The organism is Streptomyces sp. SID14436 (genome assembly GCF_010548465.1).
Classification (GTDB): domain Bacteria; phylum Actinomycetota; class Actinomycetes; order Streptomycetales; family Streptomycetaceae; genus Streptomyces.
The window spans coordinates 1-1,008 of record NZ_JAAGMD010000253.1; the positions used below are offsets into that span (position 1 = coordinate 1).

1 protein-coding gene is annotated in these 1,008 nt (G+C 78.7%); it reads left to right on the forward strand.

The genetic code is table 11. The features are described from left to right. Positions 1-343: 343 nt before the first annotated feature. Positions 344-955: a hypothetical protein gene (locus tag G3I53_RS09165; protein ID WP_343240584.1), complete on the forward strand. Its 612-nt coding sequence runs from the start codon at positions 344-346 to the stop codon at positions 953-955. The last annotated feature ends 53 nt before the right edge of the window (positions 956-1,008 follow it).

Below are 1,008 nucleotides of genomic sequence, written 5' to 3' on the forward strand. Positions count from 1 at the left end.
CCGCCCACCGCCTCCGCCCCGCGCCAGCTGCGCTGGCTGCTGCGCCTGCACCGGCCGGCCGTGATCGCCTGGGCCGCCTTCACCGTCCTCGCCGCCGTCGCGCTGCTGTGGCTGGGCGGCCCGCTCACCTCCGACGCGGCGGCGGCCTGGAAGGACTACCGGGCCTGCGCCTTCGACGAGCGGTGCGCCTACGACCAGGACGCGATCCTGGCCCAGAAGGACCTGTACCGGCTCACGACGTACGCGCTGCTCACCGTGCCGCTCCTCGTCGCCGCCTGGGCCGGGGGCGCTGACCGGCCGCGAGGCGGAGTCGGGCACCGCCCGCCTCGGCTGGACCCAGGGCGTGTCCCCGGTCCGCTGGCTGGCCGCCCGGCTCACCCTGCCCGCCCTGCTGGTCACCGCCTCGACCGCGCTGCTCGCCGCACTGCACCGCTGGGCGTGGACCGCGGGCGACGGCCGCGTCGACACCGCCAAGCCCTGGTACGACGCCGCCACCTTCTACGCGGGCGGACTCCTCCCCGTGGCCCTGGCCCTGGCCGGACTGGCCGCCGGGGCCCTCGCCGGACTGCTCCTGGGCCGCTCCCTGCCCGCCCTGGCCGCGGGCGCCGCCGCCCTGGGCGCACTGTGGACCGCCCTGCACCACGCCCTGCCGCACCTGTGGCCCTCGGTCACCCGGGTCAGCGGCCCGGACGAGGGCCCGTCGGGCTCGGGCCTGTGGGTCAGGGAGGGCGTCCTCGTCGCCGGGGGCGAGCGGGCGGACGCCCCGTGCCTGAACGCGCTGGCACCGGGCTGCCGGGGCGAACTGGAGCAGCTCGGCGCCACCGGCTTCTACCGCGACTTCCACCCAGCCGCGCACTACTGGCCGCTCCAGCTGGTGGGCGCCGGCGTGCTGCTGCTCGTCACCGCCCTGCTGACCGTGGCCGCGTTCCGGCTGCTGCGCCGCCGCACGGCCTGAGCACCCGGCGCCCCGGGCCCGAGGGGATGGCCCGGGGCGGCGACGCCACGGGG